This is a genomic window from Nocardioides sp. T5 (assembly GCF_048161455.1).
Taxonomy (GTDB): domain Bacteria; phylum Actinomycetota; class Actinomycetes; order Propionibacteriales; family Nocardioidaceae; genus Nocardioides.
Window position 1 is genome coordinate 1,687,361 of sequence record NZ_CP182415.1, and the last position, 15,134, is coordinate 1,702,494.

Consider the following 15,134-nt stretch of genomic DNA (forward strand, 5'->3'; position numbering starts at 1 on the left):
CGGGCTCGGGGTGGTCCACCGAGTTCCCTAGAGTGACCGCGTGGACTTCTACTCGGCCTACGCCCAGGGCTTCGCCCGGATCGCCGCCGTCACCCTGCCGGTGCACCTCGCCGATCCCCTCGCCAACGCAGCCGCCGTGCTCGAGCAGGCGCAGGCCTGTCACGACGACTCGGTCGCGGTCGCGGTGTTCCCGGAGCTGTGCCTGACCGGCTACTCGGTGGACGACCTCTTCCTGCAGGACACGCTGCTCGCGACGGTCGAGGAGGCCCTCGCCGAGATCGTGGCGGCGAGCGCTGACCTGATGACGATGCTGGTCATCGGCGCGCCGGTCGTGCACGGCAACCGGGTCTTCAACGCGGCCGTCGTCGTCCACCGCGGCTCGGTCCTCGGCGTCGCGCCGAAGTCCTACCTGCCCAACTACCGCGAGTTCTACGAGCGCCGGTGGTTCGCCCCGGGCGACGACCGCGAGCTGGAGTGGATCTCCGTCGCCGGGCAGGACGTCCGCTTCGGGCCCGACCTGATCTTCCGCTGCCTCGACGTCCCCGGCCTCGACCTCCACGTCGAGGTGTGCGAGGACATGTGGGTGCCGGTGCCGCCGAGCGCCGAGGCCGCGCTCGCGGGCGCCACCGTGCTCGCCAACCTCAGCGGCTCCCCGATCACCATCGCGCGCGCCGAGGACCGGAAGCTGCTCGCGCGCAGCGCCAGCTCGCGGTGCGCGGCGGCGTACGTCTATGCCGCGGCCGGACAGGGCGAGTCGACGACCGACCTGAGCTGGGACGGCCAGACGATGGTCTACGAGTGCGGGTCGCTGCTGGGCGAGAGCGAGCGCTTCCCCGACGGGCCGCGGCGCACCGTCGTCGACGTCGACCTCGACCTGGTGCGCCAGGAGCGGATGCGTCAGGTCACCTTCGACGACAACCGGCGTACGCACCACGAGCGGGTCAACCGCTTCCGCACCGTCGAGTGGGAGCTCGAGCCGCCCACCGGCGACATCGGCCTGCTCCGCAAGGTCGACCGCTACCCGTTCGTCCCCGACGACCCCGAGCGGCTCGCGCTCGACTGCTACGAGGCCTACAACATCCAGGTCTCGGGCCTCGAGCAGCGACTCAACGCCATCGGCACGCCCAAGGCCGTGATCGGCGTGAGCGGCGGCCTCGACTCCACGCACGCGCTGATCGTCGCCTGCAAGGCGATGGACCGGCTCGGCCGCCCGCGCAGCGACGTCCTGGCCTTCACGATGCCCGGCTTCGCGACGGGGGAGACCACCAAGTCGTACGCCACCCGGCTCTCGCAGGCGCTCGGGGTGACCTTCGAGGAGCTCGACATCCGGCCCGCGGCCGAGCAGATGCTCAGGGACCTCGGCCATCCCTACGGCCGCGGCGAGAAGGTCTACGACGTCACCTTCGAGAACGTCCAGGCCGGCCTGCGCTACGACTACCTCTTCCGCCTGGCCAACCAGCGCGGCGGCATCGTCGTCGGCACCGGTGACCTCTCCGAGCTCGCGCTCGGGTGGTGCACCTACGGCGTCGGCGACCAGATGTCGCACTACACCGTGAACGCCGGCGTCCCGAAGACGCTCGTGCAACACCTCATCCGCTGGGTCATCAGCCACGGGGAGTTCGACGAGGCCGTGGGACAGCTGCTGGGCGAGATCCTCGAGCTCGAGATCACTCCCGAGCTGATCCCCGTCGAGGAGGGCAAGAAGCCGCAGGCCACGCAGGACACCGTCGGGCCCTACAACCTGCAGGACTTCACGCTCGCGCTCGTGGTGCGCCACGGCTTCCGGCCGCGCAAGATCGCCTTCCTCGCCTGGCACGCCTGGAAGGACCTCGAGGCGGGGGAGTGGCCGCCGGGGTTCCCCGAGGACGCGCGGGTGGCGTACTCGCTGGAGGAGGTCCGCACCTGGCTGCAGGTCTTCGTCAAGCGGTTCTTCGCCAACCAGTTCAAGCGCTCTGCGCTGCCCAACGGTCCCAAGGTCAGCCCCAGCGGCACGATGAGCCCGCGCGGCGACTGGCGGATGCCCAGCGACGCCAAGGGCACTGCCTGGCTGGCGGAGATCGACCGGGACGTCCCGGTCTCCTGACCCGACGGACGAGACCCTTTGCCTGCCCTTAACGGCGGGCTGGAGCGCGGTTAGCCGCGCTCACGCGAACCTCCTTGCACGATGCCGCACCCGGCGTCGGACGACGAGGAGGAATCGTGCAGAAGAAGAAGGCAGTCATCGGGGGAGTCGCAGCCGCGGCGGTCGTGGTCGGGCTCGGGTCCTGGTGGGCCGTCGGCAACGCGGTCGAGGCCCAGACCAGCGAGCGCGGCACCTGTGGTGGTGCGACGTGGGAGCTGAGCGCCGAGGCGGAGGACGGCGGCACCGAGGTGAGCGCCGAGCTGCAGTCCGCCGGCCCGGGCGAGGAGTGGCAGGTCGAGCTGACCCGCGACGACACGTCGCTGCTCTCCGGCTCCCGCACCACCGACGAGGACGGCGAGATCGACGTCGACGCCTTCAGCGACGGCAACCCCGGCGACGCGACGTACGCCGTCACCCTGACCCCCGCCGACGGCGAGCCCTGCACGGCCACGCTCGGCTCCTGACGACCCGACTCCCACGCCCGACCACTCCTGAGGAGACACCCATGAAGAAGACGCTCATCGCCACCACCCTCGTCGCGACCGCCGCGGCCGGCAGCACGATCCTCGTCGCCGGTCCGGCCAGCGCCGACGTCGAGCGCCGCGGCACCTGCGCCGGTGCGACGTACGAGCTCAACGTCGACCGCGAGCGCGGCGGCTTCGAGGTCGACGCTGACATCGACGACGCCCGCCCGGGCAGCGAGTGGCGAGTGGCCGTCCGTCACGACGGCAGGCTCGCCACGTCGCGGGTCCTGCGGGCGGACCGTGAGGGCGAGCTCGACCTCGACACGTTCCGCCGCAACACGGCCGGCACGGACACCTTCAAGCTGACAGTGACCCCCGCCGGCGGGGCGTCGTGCTCGCTGAAGGTCACCCTGCGCTGAACCGGCGCAGGGCGCCCAGCGAGGTGGAGCCCGGGTCAGGCCGTCCGCAACGTGACGGCGACCCGGGCTCCGCCCATGTCCGAGGCGCCCGTGGTGATCACCCCGCCGGAGTCCTCGGCGGTGCGCGCTGCGATCGAGAGGCCCAGGCCGGTCGAGCCCGATCCGCTCTCGCCACGTCCCGTCGCGTCGAGGTCCGCGGGCAGGCCGGGGCCCGCGTCCTCGACGACCAGCTCGACCGCGTCGTCGTCGGCGTCCAGCGTGATGCGGACGGCGGCGTCGTCGGGGGTGTGGGAGAAGACGTTGTCGAGCAGCACGTCGACCATCGCCTCCAGGTCGGTGCGGCTGGCGCGCAGCAGCGGGCCGGAGGTGGCCAGCCGCAGGTCGTAGGCGCGGCCCTGGTCCTCCGCCAGCGCCTCCCAGTGGCGCACGCGCTCGGCGATCACCGCGACGGCGTCGGTGCGGGGGTCGAGACCCTCGCGCTCGGACCGTCGTGCTTCGCGGACGATCTCGTCGACGGTGGCCTGCAGCGCGTCGAGGTCCCCGGCCAGGCGGTCGCGCAGGGCGGGGTCGTCGACGGTCTCGACGCGGAGCCGCAGCGCCGTGACCGGCGTGCGCAGGCGGTGGGAGAGGTCGGCGACGCTCTCCCGCTCGCGGGCGAGGAGCAGCTGGATGCGGCCGACGAGGCGGTCGACGGCGCCGGCCAGCTCCTGCACCTCCGGCGGCCCCTCGAGGTTCGCGACGGGGGTGACCGCGCCGGGTCGGCCGAGCGTCTGGGTGTGCTCGGCGAGGCGCCGGATCGGCAGCACGAACGACCGCCCGAGGCGGTCGACGACCACGAGGGATCCCGCGAGCAGCGCCAGGGCCAGCAGGGCCAGCAGTCCCCAGGCCACGCCGACGACCGAGTCGAGGCCCGGCTCGTCGACGACCACCCGGATCACCGGCGTCTGCGACGGGAGGGCGGAGTTGCCGCCACGGGAGACCGGCACGAGGATCTGCGACCCGCCCGGTACGTCGTCGACGCGGGCGCGGCCCGTGTTGCGGGCGTCGAGGACCAGCTCGTCCTGCCCGCGGTCGGGGCCGATCTCGAGGCCGTCGGGGTAGAGCACCGTGACCTGGGTGTGGCGTTCCGCATCGTTGAGCCGGTCGACGTACTGCCCGACCGCGCCGGCGTCCTGCCCGGACACGACCGTCTCCACGGCCTGCACCTCCAGCGCCGCCCGGGCCAACCTGTCCTCCAGCGCATAGCTGCGCACCAGGATCGCCATCGGCACGAGCATCGCCAGCAGCACCATCGAGACGGCCGCGGCCGCGGTCAGCAGGAGGCTGCGGCGCACCTCAGCCGTCCCCGTCGGCGGGCTGCGGGGCTGCGAGGCGTACGCCGACGCCGCGGACCGTGGTCAGGTAGCGCGGGGCGGCGGCGGTCTCGCCGAGCTTGCGGCGCAACCACGACAGGTGCACGTCGACGGTCTTGTCGGAGCCGCCCCAGGGCTGGCGCCACACCTCGACGAGCAGGTCGCGCTTGGTCACCACCTCGCCCGGTCGCTCCGCGAGGTGGGCGAGCAGGTCGAACTCACGCGGCGTGAGGTCGACCTCGGTGCCGTCGAGGTGGACGCGCCGACCGGCGAGGTCGACGGCGAGGCCGCCGACCGTGATGGTCGAGGGCCGCTGCCGGCCGGCGTCGACCCGGCGCAGCACGGCGCGGATGCGGGCGTCGAGCTGGGTGCTGGTGAAGGGCTTGACGACGTAGTCGTCGGCGCCCGCGTCGAGCGCCCCGACCAGGGACGGGTCGTCGGCGCGGGCGCTGGCGATGATCACCGGCACCTGGCTGACCGCGCGCAGCATCGACAGCACCTGGGTGCCGTCGACGTCGGGCAGGCCCAGGTCGAGCACGACCAGGTCGGGGGAGGAGTCGACGGCGAGCTGCAGGCCGCCCATCCCGGTGGGCGCGGAGGTCACGGTGTGCCCGCACTCGCGCAGGCCGCGCACCAGCAACGGCCGGATCCGGTCGTCGTCCTCGATGATCAGCACCTCGGCCACGCCGCGACCGTACCGTCCGCAGGTGCCACGATCCGTGCGGCGGGCGAGCCTTAGCACTGCCTTAACCACCGCCTCACCTCGCGCTGACGTGGGGGCGGGCACGATGGGCACGTGAGACGTCGGATGCTGCTCGTCGGCCTGTGGGCCGCCACCACGGTCGTCGCCGTGCTCGTGGGCGTCTTCGCGGTGTCGACGGTCGGCGCCACCATCCGCGACCGCGGGCCGGTCGGCGACGAGGTCGCGCGCGACGTCTCGGTGCCGTCCTCGTCGGTCCCCGACCCCGAGGGCCCGGCCGTGTCGGAGGAGATCTCCGGGGAGTGGGGAGCCTTCCTCGTCGAGTGCCGCGACACGTGGGCGTACGGCGTCGGCGTACGACCCGACAAGGACGCGGGGTGGCGCATCGTGAGCTGGGAGAAGGGTCCCGACGACGACGTCGACGCGGTCTTCAGCGACGGCCGCAACTCCGTCGACCTCGAGGTGTTCTGCAACCGCGGCCGACCGACGCTCGCCGAGCTGGAGCGCAACACCCTCGGTGAGGACGACTGAGCTGCCGCCGGATGCAACCTCCCCGGCCGCAGGTGCGTCCAGACAGCGACACACCACTTCACGGGGAGACGAGATGACCCACCGCACCACCCGCACCCACCGGCCGTACGGCCTCACCTTCCGCTCCGGGCTCTCCGGCGCCGCGCTGCTCGCGGGAACGCTGGCCGCGACGACACCGTCGGCCCATGCGCAGGTCGAGGACAGCGCGGCCGCCCGCACGACGCTGACCTTCACCGTCGAGGACTGCGAGGGCTGCGAGGTCCAGCTCGTCAACGCGCGCAGCACGCTGGACGCCGACGTCGTCCACGTCTGGGAGTCGCGGACCAAGGAGGTGCGCGACGGGGAGGTCGCCTTCCGGATCCCGACCCGCCGCACGTGGGGCATGTCGGCCACGGTCCGCGCGCCGTGGGAGGGACACACCGGCTACGTCACCACCGTCGCCTGGCGCTACAACGGCGAGGGCGTCGGCGACCCGGTCACCCTCGAGAAGGCCGTGACCAAGAAGAAGGCGTCGGCCTGCTGGGAGGGCGTGCGCAGCCGCGCGGTCACCGTGCCGCTCGTCGTCGAGAAGGTGCGGGTGGACGGCGTGCGCCGGGAGGTCGACGGCAGCATCGCGTTCGTGCCGACGACGCAGAGCTGGCTCGCGCCGATGCGACCGGCCCCGGACGGCGTGCTGGGCTCGCAGGACGTCAACATCTGCCGTTGAGCAGCGCGCCTCCGAGCTCGGGTGCCCACCCTGCGGCGGGGGGCGTCGTGCACGGCACGGTGACCCCTAGGGTGGTGCCATGGGCAAGCAAGAGGACTTCGTGCTCCGGGCGCTGGAAGAGCGTGACGTCCGGTTCGTGCGGCTGTGGTTCACCGACGTGCTGGGCTTCCTCAAGAGCGTGAGCGTGGCCCCGGCCGAGCTCGAGAACGCCTTCGACGAGGGCATCGGCTTCGACGGCTCGGCGATCGAGGGCTTCGCCCGCGTCTACGAGTCCGACATGCTCGCCCACCCCGACGCGTCGACGTTCCAGATCCTGCCCTGGCGCACCGGCGACGACGAGTGGCCCGCCACCGCCCGGATGTTCTGCGACATCCGGATGCCCGACGGCAGCCCGTCCTACGCCGATCCCCGCCACGTCCTCAAGCGCACGCTGAGCGCGGCCGCCGACAAGGGGTTCACCTTCTACACGCACCCCGAGATCGAGTTCTACCTGTTCAAGGACGTGCCCGGGAAGGGCGATGAGCCGCAGCCGGTCGACCGCAGCGGCTTCTTCGACCACACCGCCCAGTCGCGCGGCGCGGACTTCCGCCGCGAGGCCATCACCATGCTCGAGGCGATGGGCATCTCGGTCGAGTTCAGCCACCACGAGGGCGGCCCGGGCCAGCAGGAGATCGACCTGCGCTACGCCGACGCGCTGACGACCGCCGACAACATCATGTCCTTCCGGACCATCGTCCGCGAGGTCGCGCTGGGCCACGGCATCTGGGCCTCCTTCATGCCGAAGCCCTACACGACCCACCCGGGCTCGGGCATGCACACGCACGTGTCGCTCTTCGAGGGCGACCGGAACGCCTTCTTCGAGGCCGGCGCCGAGTACCAGCTGTCCAGGACGGGCCGGCAGTTCATCGCCGGGATCCTGCGCCACGCCAGCGAGATCAGCGTCGTCACCAACCAGTGGGTCAACTCCTACAAGCGCCTGCTCGGCGGCGGCGAGGCCCCCTCCGGCGTCTGCTGGGGCCACAACAACCGCTCCGCGATGGTCCGCGTGCCGATGTACAAGCCCAACAAGGGCCAGTCGACGCGCGTCGAGCTGCGCACCATCGACGCCGCCTGCAACCCCTACCTCGCCTTCGCCGTCGTGCTGGCCGCGGGAATGAAGGGCATCGAGGAGGGCTACGAGCTGCCGCGCGAGGCCGAGGACGACGTGTGGTCGCTCACCGAGCGCGAGCGCAAGGCGCTGGGCATCGCGCCGCTCCCGCGCAGCCTCTGGGACGCCATCGGCATCGCCGAGGACTCCGAGCTGCTGGCCGAGACGCTCGGCGAGCACGTCTTCGACTTCTTCCTGCGCAACAAGCGCGCCGAGTGGGAGGAGTACCGCACCCAGGTCTCCGCCTACGAGCGCGACCGGATGCTGCCGGTCCTCTGAGGCGACGGACCTGACGGAGATGGGCAGCCCGCGCGTGCTCGTCGTCGAGCACCAGGAGTCCTGCCCGCCCCGGCTCGTCGGCGACTGGCTCGAGGAGGCCGGCTGCACCCTCGCGGTGTGCCGCCCCTACGCCGGTGACGACCTCCCCACCCTGGTGTCGTACGACGCCGCGGTGGTGCTGGGCGGCGAGATGAGCGCCAACGACGACGACACCGTCCCGTGGCTGGCGCCGCTCAAGTCCGGGATCCGTGACGCGGTCGCCGGCGGCACCCCGCTGCTGGGGATCTGCCTCGGTCACCAGGTCGTCGCGGCGGCGCTCGGCGGGCGGGTCGAGCGCAACGCGCGCGGCCAGATCGTCGGTCTGCAGCCGGTCGGGTGGACGGCGGCTGCCGCCGACGACGTGTGGGCGAGCGCGCGCACCGCGACCGAGACCGTCATCCACTGGAACAACGACGTCGTGGTCGAGATGCCCCCCGAGTCGGTCGTCCTGGCGCGGAGCCCCGGGGGAGAGGTGCAGGCGGCGCGCTTCGGCCCGCGGGCCTGGGGCATCCAGGCGCACCCCGAGGCCGACTCCGACGTCGTACGCCGCTGGGCGGAGTCGGACCGCGAGGACCACGTCGCGCTCGGCCTCGACCAGGACGAGGTGCTCGCCGCGATCGAGTCGGCCCGGCCGGCACTGGCCGGCCACTGGCGTCCGATGGTCCAGCGCTTCGCCGCGATCGCAGCCGGCGCGGAGGCGCTGCGATGACGTCCGCAGGGACCTACGTGCGCAAGGGCTTCGTCGACGGCGCGGCCGCCGCGCGCGGGATCGAGCGCCTCGGCGACGCGGGCCTGCCGCTGACCGACGAGCTCGCCGCGTCCGCCGATCCCGACGCCGCCCTCGACGGGCTGCTGCGGCTGGTGGACGCGCTCGACGAGCAGGCGGCCGGAGCCGGCCAGCAGATGCTCGCCGAGCTCGCCGACGACGAGGGCACCGCGATGCGGCTGTGCAGCGTGCTCGGCGCGAGCCCCGCGCTGGCCCACCACCTCGTGCGTCACCCCGAGCAGTGGCACGAGCTGACCGACCCGACGCTGGGCAGCACGCGTCCCGCGGCGTACGCCCTGCGCGAGGCGATGCTGACCGCGGTGGGCGCCGACCCGCACGCGGCCGAGCCGGTGTCCGGGCTGCCGGACAAGGAGGCCGTCGACGCGTTGCGCGTGGAGTACCGCCGTCACCTGCTGCGGCTGGCGTCGCGCGACCTGGCCCACCACGTCGGGCTCGACGACGCGGCCGCCGAGATCTCCGACCTCGCTGCCGCGACCCTCGACGCCGCGCTCGCCGTGGCGCGGGTCCGGGTCGGCGAGACGGCCCACGCGGCGCGCCTCGCGATCATCGCGATGGGCAAGTGCGGCGGCCACGAGCTCAACTACATCTCCGACGTCGACGTGGTCTTCGTCTACGAGGCGGCCGAGCCGGAGCCGGGGGAGCAGGCCGACGACGGCGTCGCCCTGCGGGCGGCCACCCAGCTGGCCTCGCAGCTGATGCGGGTCTGCTCCGACCACACCCGCGAGGGCACGATCTGGCCGGTCGACGCCAACTTGCGGCCCGAGGGCAGCCAGGGGCCGCTGGTGCGCACGCTCGCCAGCCACCAGGGCTACTACGAGAAGTGGGCCAAGACCTGGGAGTTCCAGGCGCTGCTCAAGGCGCGGCCGGTGGCCGGTGACGCCGCCCTGGGGCGTCGCTACTGGGAGATGGTCGCCCCGATGGTGTGGAGCGCAGCGGGTCGCGACGGCTTCGTGTCCGACGTGCAGGCGATGCGGCGCCGGGTCGTCGACCACATCCCGGCGCACGAGGCGGAGCGCCAGATCAAGCTCGGCGCCGGCGGCCTGCGCGACGTCGAGTTCGCCGTGCAGCTCCTCCAGCTCGTGCACGGGCGGTCCGACCCGTCCCTGCGCGAGGGCGCGACGCTGAGCGCGCTGACCCGCCTCACCGAGGGCGGCTACGTCGGGCGCCAGGACGGCGAGAAGCTCCACGAGGCCTACGCCTTCCTCCGCACCCTCGAGCACCGGATCCAGCTCTACCAGCTGCGACGTACGCACGTCCTGCCGGACGACGAGGCGTCCCTGCGGCGGCTCGGTCGCTCGATCGGCATCTTCTCCGAGCCGGCCGCCCAGCTCGAGCGGCAGTGGCGCCACCACCGGCGCGAGGTGCGCCGGCTCCACGAGAAGCTCTTCTACCGACCGTTGCTCGGCGCCGTCGCCAAGCTCCCGGGCCCCGAGGCCCGGCTGTCGCTGGAGGCCGCGGAGGCCCGGCTGTCCGCGCTCGGGTACGCCGACCCCCGGGCCGCGCTGCGCCACCTCGAGGCGCTGACGAGCGGGGTCTCGCGCACCTCCGACATCCAGCGGACCCTGCTGCCGGTGCTGCTGGAGTGGTTCGCCGACTCGCCCGACCCCGACGCCGGCCTGTTCGGGTTCCGCCGGATCAGCGAGAGCCTGGGGCGCAGCCCCTGGTACCTCACGATGCTGCGCGACGAGGGCGAGGTCGCGCAGCGCCTGGCCGTCGTCCTCGGCACCTCGCGCTACGCCACCGACCTCCTCGAGCGCGAGCCGCAGGGCGTGAAGATGCTGGGGGAGTCGCTCGTCCCGCTCAGCGCCGAGGCCGCGCTGGTGGAGATGCAGTCGCTGGTCGAGCGTGCCGAGACGCCCGAGGCCGCGGTCGCGGCCGTGCGCGCCGTACGTCGCCGTGAGCTGCTGCGGATCGCGTGCGGCGACCTCGTCGCCGGCACCGACGTGGCGGTGGTCGGGCAGGGCCTGAGCCGCCTCACCGACGCGACGCTGCAGGCCACGCTCGACATCGCGACCGAGTCGGTGCGCCGGCAACGCGGGCTGGACGCGCCCGCCAGCCGGATCGCGGTCATCGCGATGGGACGCTACGGCGGGTTCGAGCTGTCCTACGGCAGCGACGCCGACGTGATGTTCGTGCACGAGCCGGCCGACGGGGTCGAGGCGCAGGCTGCGTCGTCGTACGCCACTGCGGTGGTGACGGAGGTGCGGCGCCTGCTGTCCCTGCCGGCCAGTGACCCGCCGCTCGAGGTCGACGCCGACCTGCGGCCGGAGGGGAAGAACGGGCCCATGGTCCGCACCGTCGACTCCTACGCCGCCTACTACGCCAAGTGGTCGAGCGTGTGGGAGTTCCAGGCGCTGCTGCGCGCCGACGCGGTCGTCGGCGACGAGGCGCTGCGCGCCCGCTTCACCGAGCTCATCGACCCGCTGCGCTTCCCGGTCGAGGGGATCTCCGAGTCGGCCGTGGTGGAGGTACGCCGGATCAAGGCGCGCGTCGACGACGAGCGGCTGCCGCGCGGCGCCGACCGCCACACGCACCTCAAGCTCGGTCGCGGGGGCCTCGCCGACGTCGAGTGGACCGTGCAGCTGCTGCAGATGCGGCACGCGGGCCGGGTCGAGGCCCTGCGCACGCCGCAGACGCTGCCGGCTCTGCAGGCGGCGGCCGACGCCGGCCTGATCTCCGAGGACGACGCCGCGACCCTGGCCGAGGCGTGGCGGGCTGGTGAGCCGCGTGCGCAACGCCGTGACCCTGGTCCGCGGTCGGCCCTCGGACCAGCTGCCCCGCGACGCGCGCGAGCGGGCCGCGGTCGCGCAGGTGCTGGGCTACCCCCAGGGCGCGTCGGACCAGATGGTCAACGACTACCTGCGGACCACCCGGCGGGCGCACGCCGTGGTGGAGCGGGTGTTCTGGGAATGAAGATCTAGACTTCATCTGTCGCAGAAGAAGGTATGATCTTCATATGTCCGAAATGAAGATGGAGTCTTCAGTCACCGTGATCGGCGATCTGGTCGGCTCGCGGCGCAGCGAGGATCGCGCCGCCATGCACGAGCGGTTCGCGCGGGCGGTCGCCGACGTCAACAGGGCGTACGCACCACCGGTCCCGCTGCGCATCGGGGTCGGCGACGAGTTCCAGGGGATCTTCGCCTCGCTCGGTGACGCCATCGCGGCGACGTTGCGACTACGGATGGCCCTCCTGCCCCGCGACGACGTGCGGCAGGGGATCGGGAGCGGGCGCGTGGTCGTGCTGGCCGAGGAGCCGCGGGTCGAGGACGGCCCTGGTTGGTGGGCCGCGCGCTCAGCGATCGAGGAGGTGGAGGGGTACGAGCGCAAGGCAGCGCTGCGTGCGGTCCGCACGGCGTACGTCGCGGCCGAGGCGGACCAGGGACCGGACCAGGGACTGGTCAATGCCGCCCTGATGACGCGCGACCAGGTGGTCTCCGGCCTGTCGGAGCGGTCGATGTCGGTGCTGCGTGGTCTGCTGAGGGGGAGGCAGCAGCAGGAGATCGCCGCCGACCTCGGCATCAGCCCGTCGGCGGTGTCGCAGCGGATCCGGGCCGACGGCATCGGCGTGGTGCTCGCGACCGACGAGATGCTGCGCGACCTGTGAGAGGAGTGGACGGATGAGCTGGCTCGGGATCCTGCTGATCGGGTTCGCGGTGACCGACCTGACCCACTCGGTGCGCCGCACGCGATACCTGCCCGAGTGCGTCGGGGCGCTGGTGGCGCTCTGCGTGGGGCTGCTGGCAGGGCTCACGTCGGGGCGCGACGTCGCGGCGCTGCTCGTCATCGCCGCCGTCGTGCTGGTGTGGGGCCTCACCGTCACGTGGGGCTTCGGCCACCCTGGGCCGAAGGCGGCCTGGCTGCCCCTCGGCGTCTTCCTCGCCTCGCTCGTCGGCGCGATCGCGTGCTCCGGCCTCGCGCCGGAGGCCGGCGGGCCGCTCGCGCGGTGGCTGGAGTCGCTGACCGTGGCCGACCTGGGCGACGTGTCGGCCGACCGGTTCCTGATGCTGCTCGGCGCCTTCGCCATCCAGCTCTCCACCGGCAACGTGCTCGTCCGCCTCGTGCTGAAGGCCACCGGCACCATCAACCCGCGGGCTGACGGCGCGATGCCGCCCACCCAGCTCAAGGGCGGCCGGCTCCTCGGACCGCTCGAGCGGGTCTTCATCCTCGCCCTCGCGCTCGGTGGCCAGGTCACCGCGGCCAGCGTCGTCGTCGCAGCCAAGGGCCTGCTCCGCTTCCCCGAGCTCTCCTCGCGTCACGAGCAGCAGACCGTCCACGAGATGACGGAGTACTTCCTGCTCGGGTCGTTCGCCTCATGGCTGGTCGCGCTGGGTTCGTTCGTGCTCGTGGTGTGAGGGCGGGTGGCAGTCCGGTCTGGAGCACGTTGACTTGCGGCGTGGGTGCGCGCACGCTCGAGGGAGCGGTCAAGTCGACGACCTGACCAGGACGGCGACAGCGACGCGGCCCACGGTCGGCGGCCCGACTCCCAACCTCGAGTGCGGAGAAGGATCATGACGCGTTGGCGCCCCACCCTGATCACGCTGGCCCTCGCCATGTGCTGTGCGCTGCCGGTCTCCGGCGCGCAGGCGCGACAGCAGGCACCCCCGGGCCCTGACGTCTCGGTCCTCAGCGCCAAGGCCCTCGGAGGGTTGGGCTCGGGCAGCGCCATCGGGCCCGACGGCGCCCTCTACGTCACCCACAGCCTCGGCGGGAAGCTGGTGCGGATCGACACCGCCAGCGGTGCCGCCACCGTCGTCGGCCGGGGCCTGCCGAAGCAGGTGCCCGGGTTCGGGGTCGGCGGCCCGATGGACGTCTCGTTCATCGGCGACGTCGCGTACGTCATGGTCAGCGTCGCGGGCGCCGACGTCGGCGGTCCCGACGAGCTCATGGGCATCTACCGGCTCAGGAAGAACGGCACGTTCGCCGTCGTCGCCGACCTGGGCACGTGGTCGCGGAAGCACCCACCCACGGATCCTGACTGGTTCGTCGGGCAGGGCGTCCAGTACTCCATGGACGTGTGGCGCGGCGGGCTCCTCGTCACCGACGCCCACCTCGGCCGAGTGATCAGGGTGAACCGGAACGGACGGATCAGCGAGCTGGTCGGGTTCGGCAGCACCGACTCGGTGCCCCTGGGCCTCGAGGTGGTGGGCGGCACGGTCTTCCTGACCGCGGCGGGCCCGATCCCGCACCTGCCGTCTGCGTCCAAGATCCGCGAGGTGCGCCGCAACGGCACGACGAAGGTGGTCGGCCGGTGGGGACCCGGCTACCGGGGCAACCGTGGGCTGATCGTCGACGTCGAGGAGGACGGTGACGGACCGATGTACGGGCTCCTGCAGGGCTACTGGGACCTGGAGCCGACCTTCGAGAACGAGGGGTTCCCAGCCGCCCACGACACCGGCGAGATCGTCGTCGTACGCGCTGACGGGACCTTCCGGACGGTGGCGCGCAAGCTCGACCAGCCCACGTCGATGGAGCTCGTCGGCGACGTGGCGTACGTCGTCACCTACACCGGCACGGTGCTGCGGGTCGAGGGGTTCTGATCCCGAGGCACAAGGTGCCTAGGCTGGGACAGCCATCCCCGAGCACGAACCGAGGTCCCTGTGCCCGCCAGCCGTTCCGCCCGACAGAGGAAGGCCGGCGCCGAGGCAGGAGCGCTGGCCGTCGTCCGCATCGACGTCAGCCCCGACGACTCGTTCGCCTACAAGATCTCCTGCACGCAGTGCGAGGTCCCGCGCCCCGGCACCGGCACCCGCGCCTGGAGCACACGTCGGGCGGGCGAGGACAACGGCTACATGGCGGCGATGGATCGCTGGATCCTCCACCTCACGTCCAGGCACCCTGACGCCGAGGCTCCGTGCCTGGCCTACCTGCCCGAGGCCCGCGCCCGTCTCCAGGAACGACGCGACGCCCGGGACTGACGAGCGCGCCCCGCCGCTCAGCGCTGGGGAACGACCTGCAGGCCCATTGGCCCGATCTGCCTGCGTCCGGTTCCCCAACGGCCCGACCCACGCCGGGCGAGCGCTACAGGGCCTTCAGCCACCGATGCCCGTCAGAGCCGCAGCACGCGGCCGGCGACCACGAGGTGCACCTCGTCGCAGGCGGCGGCGACGCGCTGGTTGACCACACCGAGCAGGTCGCGGAAGAGCCGGCCGGAGCGGTGCTCGGGCACGACGCCGAGACCGACCTCGTTCGTCACCAGCACGACGTCCTGCTCGCACCGCACCAGGGCGGCGACGACCTCGTCGGTGCGGGCGAGGACGAGGTCGTGGACGGCGTCGGAGTCGTGATCCCAGGCGTCCTCGGCGTCGATGATCGCGGTCAGCCAGGTGCCGAGGCAGTCGACGAGCAGGGGGTCGCGGGCCTCGGCGAGGACGCCGGCGAGGTCCTGCGTCTCGACCGTGCCCCAAGAGGCGGGACGTCGGTCGCGGTGGGCGTCGATCCGGGCGGCCCAGTCGGGGTCCTGCTCGCGGTCGGGCGGCGTGCCGGTGGCGACGTACGTCGCGGGGGCGCCGCCGATCAGGTCCTCGGCGTGGGTGGACTTGCCCGAGCGCACGCCGCCGGTGACCAGGATCCGCATGGCGCGCATCCTGT

14 protein-coding genes and 1 pseudogene are annotated in these 15,134 nt (G+C 72.8%); 12 read left to right on the top strand and 3 right to left on the bottom strand.

The genetic code is table 11. The annotated features are described in order from the left end of the window. The first annotated feature begins 40 nt into the window (after nucleotides 1–40). The 3 genes from ACNKF0_RS08250 to ACNKF0_RS08260 all read left to right on the top strand — a co-directional run bounded on the left by ACNKF0_RS08250 (nucleotide 41) and on the right by ACNKF0_RS08260 (nucleotide 3,005). A complete protein-coding gene (locus ACNKF0_RS08250) occupies nucleotides 41–2,083 on the top strand; it encodes an NAD(+) synthase (RefSeq protein WP_416957357.1) in 2,043 nt (680 codons plus the stop codon). A 116-nt stretch (nucleotides 2,084–2,199) separates the two neighbouring features. Further along, the gene (locus ACNKF0_RS08255; RefSeq protein WP_416957359.1) at nucleotides 2,200–2,586 is read left to right on the top strand and encodes a hypothetical protein; all 387 of its coding nucleotides are present in this window, start codon (nucleotides 2,200–2,202) and stop codon (nucleotides 2,584–2,586) included. 41 nt (nucleotides 2,587–2,627) lie between these two features. Next, complete coding sequence (locus ACNKF0_RS08260; protein WP_416957361.1) at nucleotides 2,628–3,005, top strand: hypothetical protein; 378 nt, start codon at nucleotides 2,628–2,630, stop codon at nucleotides 3,003–3,005. A 35-nt stretch (nucleotides 3,006–3,040) separates the two neighbouring features. Here ACNKF0_RS08260 and ACNKF0_RS08265 read toward each other — a convergent pair whose 3' ends face one another. Further along, on the bottom strand, nucleotides 3,041–4,339 hold the full coding sequence (locus ACNKF0_RS08265; protein WP_416957363.1) for a sensor histidine kinase: 1,299 nt from the start codon (nucleotides 4,337–4,339) through the stop codon (nucleotides 3,041–3,043). 1 nt (nucleotide 4,340) lies between these two features. Next, nucleotides 4,341–5,042: a response regulator transcription factor gene (locus tag ACNKF0_RS08270; RefSeq protein WP_416957365.1), complete on the bottom strand. Its 702-nt coding sequence runs from the start codon at nucleotides 5,040–5,042 to the stop codon at nucleotides 4,341–4,343. Nucleotides 5,043–5,153: 111 nt separating this feature from the next. On the opposite strand from ACNKF0_RS08270, the gene ACNKF0_RS08275 reads away from it, so the two are divergent. The 9 genes and pseudogenes from ACNKF0_RS08275 to ACNKF0_RS08315 all read left to right on the top strand — a co-directional run bounded on the left by ACNKF0_RS08275 (nucleotide 5,154) and on the right by ACNKF0_RS08315 (nucleotide 14,461). Continuing rightward, nucleotides 5,154–5,588, top strand: a complete 435-nt coding sequence (locus ACNKF0_RS08275; protein ID WP_416957367.1) for a hypothetical protein — start codon at nucleotides 5,154–5,156, stop codon at nucleotides 5,586–5,588. Between the two features lie 73 nt (nucleotides 5,589–5,661). After that, nucleotides 5,662–6,294, top strand: a complete 633-nt coding sequence (locus ACNKF0_RS08280; RefSeq protein ID WP_416957369.1) for a hypothetical protein — start codon at nucleotides 5,662–5,664, stop codon at nucleotides 6,292–6,294. A gap of 79 nt (nucleotides 6,295–6,373) precedes the next feature. Then, nucleotides 6,374–7,720, top strand: a complete 1,347-nt coding sequence (locus ACNKF0_RS08285) for a glutamine synthetase family protein (protein WP_299931759.1) — start codon at nucleotides 6,374–6,376, stop codon at nucleotides 7,718–7,720. Nucleotides 7,721–7,739: 19 nt separating this feature from the next. After that, entirely contained in the window at nucleotides 7,740–8,468 is a 729-nt protein-coding gene (locus ACNKF0_RS08290) for a type 1 glutamine amidotransferase (RefSeq protein WP_416957371.1), read from the top strand. After that, nucleotides 8,465–11,459 (top strand): annotated as a pseudogene (locus ACNKF0_RS08295) (bifunctional [glutamine synthetase] adenylyltransferase/[glutamine synthetase]-adenylyl-L-tyrosine phosphorylase). Before ACNKF0_RS08290 ends, ACNKF0_RS08295 begins: the two are co-directional and overlap by 4 nt. A 43-nt stretch (nucleotides 11,460–11,502) precedes the next feature. Continuing rightward, nucleotides 11,503–12,150 (top strand): SatD family protein, encoded by a 648-nt coding sequence (locus tag ACNKF0_RS08300; RefSeq protein ID WP_416957373.1) that lies wholly within the window; start codon nucleotides 11,503–11,505, stop codon nucleotides 12,148–12,150. 13 nt (nucleotides 12,151–12,163) lie between these two features. After that, nucleotides 12,164–12,898: a hypothetical protein gene (locus ACNKF0_RS08305; RefSeq protein WP_416957375.1), complete on the top strand. Its 735-nt coding sequence runs from the start codon at nucleotides 12,164–12,166 to the stop codon at nucleotides 12,896–12,898. A 156-nt stretch (nucleotides 12,899–13,054) separates the two neighbouring features. Continuing rightward, nucleotides 13,055–14,083 (top strand): hypothetical protein, encoded by a 1,029-nt coding sequence (locus ACNKF0_RS08310; RefSeq protein WP_416957377.1) that lies wholly within the window; start codon nucleotides 13,055–13,057, stop codon nucleotides 14,081–14,083. Between the two features lie 60 nt (nucleotides 14,084–14,143). Beyond that, on the top strand, nucleotides 14,144–14,461 hold the full coding sequence (locus ACNKF0_RS08315; protein ID WP_416957379.1) for a hypothetical protein: 318 nt from the start codon (nucleotides 14,144–14,146) through the stop codon (nucleotides 14,459–14,461). Nucleotides 14,462–14,592: 131 nt separating this feature from the next. Here the strand turns inward: ACNKF0_RS08315 and cobU are convergent, their stop codons facing one another. Then, the gene (gene cobU, locus ACNKF0_RS08320; RefSeq protein ID WP_416957382.1) at nucleotides 14,593–15,120 is read right to left on the bottom strand and encodes a bifunctional adenosylcobinamide kinase/adenosylcobinamide-phosphate guanylyltransferase; all 528 of its coding nucleotides are present in this window, start codon (nucleotides 15,118–15,120) and stop codon (nucleotides 14,593–14,595) included. Nucleotides 15,121–15,134: the final 14 nt, after the last annotated feature.

Excerpts from the sequence above, each read along its gene's own strand:
- ACNKF0_RS08290 (WP_416957371.1), top strand. The coding sequence starts at position 7,740 with ATGGGCAGCCCGCGCGTGCTCGTCGTCGAGCACCAGGAGTCCTGCCCG.
- ACNKF0_RS08280 (WP_416957369.1), top strand. The coding sequence starts at position 5,662 with ATGACCCACCGCACCACCCGCACCCACCGGCCGTACGGCCTCACCTTC.
- ACNKF0_RS08305 (WP_416957375.1), top strand. The coding sequence starts at position 12,164 with ATGAGCTGGCTCGGGATCCTGCTGATCGGGTTCGCGGTGACCGACCTG.
- cobU (WP_416957382.1), bottom strand. The coding sequence starts at position 15,120 with ATGCGGATCCTGGTCACCGGCGGCGTGCGCTCGGGCAAGTCCACCCAC.
- ACNKF0_RS08300 (WP_416957373.1), top strand. The coding sequence starts at position 11,503 with ATGTCCGAAATGAAGATGGAGTCTTCAGTCACCGTGATCGGCGATCTG.
- ACNKF0_RS08260 (WP_416957361.1), top strand. The coding sequence starts at position 2,628 with ATGAAGAAGACGCTCATCGCCACCACCCTCGTCGCGACCGCCGCGGCC.
- ACNKF0_RS08285 (WP_299931759.1), top strand. The coding sequence starts at position 6,374 with ATGGGCAAGCAAGAGGACTTCGTGCTCCGGGCGCTGGAAGAGCGTGAC.
- ACNKF0_RS08310 (WP_416957377.1), top strand. The coding sequence starts at position 13,055 with ATGACGCGTTGGCGCCCCACCCTGATCACGCTGGCCCTCGCCATGTGC.